A 2,017-nucleotide genomic window follows, 5' to 3' on the forward strand; every position below is an offset into this window, starting at 1 on the left:
AGCATGCTCGGGGAGAAAAAACAGAATTTATCATAGAAGAGCATGATCAGGAAGAAAAAGCAGAACATGTCTTAGAAGGGCATGATCGGGAAGAAAAAGTAGAATTTGTCTTAGAAGAGCATGATCGAGAAGAAAAAGCAGAGCTTGTCTTAGAAGGGCATGATCGGGAAGAAAAAGTAGAATTTGTCTTAGAAGAGCATGATCGGGGAGAAAAAGCAGAACTTATCCCAGCAGAACTTAATCAGGAAGAAAAAATAGAATTGGAATTTACAAGAGCGGCTGTAGAGGAAGAAAATGATAAACAAACGCTGCCTTTGATTGAAGAAGTGGAAGAGAAGTTTAATGAAGAAGAGGAAAGCGATGATCAACTGCAATCTTTCTACAGAGATATCGAAGAGGAGCCTTTAGAAGAATCAGATGATTCGGATCGGGAAGAGGAGAATAATTTATCTTTATCTGAAAAGATAGAAAGAGAAGAAATTGAACAGCTGGTCAGCAGTGAAAATCTTTTCTTTACAGCGACTATCGAAGAGGAAGAAGAAAATGATGAAGTTTTCGAAATAGAAGTTAGAAAAGAACCAACGGAGCAAATACAAAAAGAACAGCAGGAAGTTCAATATTCATTGCTTTCTCAGCGTGATCAGCCGGTAAAGAAGGAAAAAGCAGTGGAACCGCCACGTGAAGAAGAACCATCATCTGCAACGAGTGATAATGCTAATTATTTAGCAAGTTTATTTGCACGTGATGATGAAGAAGATTTCTCTAAATTAAAAATTTGTATCGTTCAGCAAGGGGAAACATTGGATATGATTTGTGATCGATATGATTTAACTGTACAACAAATTATCCGTGTCAATGATTTTGGTGCAGATAATGACGTTTACGAAGGACAAATTTTATATATTCCAGCTTATTCAAAAACAAAATGATTGTCTTTCTAGCGCAAGCACCTTAGTGATTGTATCTACAGATGCTTGCGCTTTTTATAGAGGTGGGAAATATGGATGAAATTAAACAAGTTTTAGAACAGTATGATATAAAGCCGACGTATATTGAATCAATAAATGACCGTGTAAATAAAGTGCATACAACGACTTATTCTTTTATTTTAAAGAAACTTTCAAATAAGCGTAATCCGCAATTTATAAAATTTCTGCCACAGCTTGAACAAAGCCAGTATAAAAATTATGTACAAATTTTTCCGAATCGGTATAAACAACTGCTTACAATGCATGAAAATAATCTTTACTATTTAATGCCATGTCTGCAAAATGAACTGGCCGATGAGCGAAATGAGAAACATTTATATTTATTTAAAGAAGCTGCTAGGTTACATCAGCGTACAGAGAAGGAACAAAAACTAAAAGAGGATGAATCAGCATCTCATTACGAATCGGTATTAGAGAAGTGGAATGAAGAGCAGGCATTATATGAGAGATATGTAGAGCAATGTGAGAAACAGCTGTATTTAGCTCCTTTTGAACTCCAGGCAGTCACTTATTTTATTGAAGTAAGCCGTGCAATTGATTTTGCAAAAGGGAAGCTTGCAGACTGGGAAGAAGAAATGAAGGAAAAAGAAGCAACAAGAATAGTGATGAATCATGGCCGGTTATCCTCTCATCATTTTTTATATGATGAAAAAGGAACAGGATTTTTTATTAATCTTGAAGAAGCAAGAATGGCTTCTCCGATTGAAGATATGATCCTGTTTTTAAATAGAACATTAAAAACATATCCCACTCAATGCGATGACTGTGTTAACTGGTTTTATGAATATCAGCAATATTATCCCTTCAAAGAAGAGGAAATGCATTTATTTTTAAGTTATTTATCATATCCTGCTTCTATATTACGCATTATCAAAACGAATACTCAAAATAAACAAAAAGAATTATCCCGAAACAGGAAATTGTTAAAAGCATACTGGCAGTTTAAAAATATTGAATATTTTGTTATGAGAGTATCTGAGATTGAGGAGAAAAAGAGACAGGAAAAAGAAGGAAACGAGGCTGCCACA

2 protein-coding genes are annotated in these 2,017 nt (G+C 34.8%); both read left to right on the forward strand.

Features of this window, described 5'->3' with window-relative positions:
* The coding region (locus BFA01S_RS21405) for a LysM peptidoglycan-binding domain-containing protein (protein WP_156484003.1) at positions 1-929 on the forward strand (929 nt) is incomplete at its 5' end.
* A gap of 71 nt (positions 930-1,000) precedes the next feature.
* Positions 1,001-2,017 (forward strand): spore coat protein YsxE (gene ysxE / locus BFA01S_RS21410; RefSeq protein WP_066235655.1); only part of this gene is annotated, 1,017 nt, incomplete at its 3' end.

It is taken from the genome of Metabacillus fastidiosus NBRC 101226 (genome assembly GCF_001591625.1).
Taxonomy (GTDB): Bacteria; Bacillota; Bacilli; order Bacillales; family Bacillaceae; genus Metabacillus; species Metabacillus fastidiosus.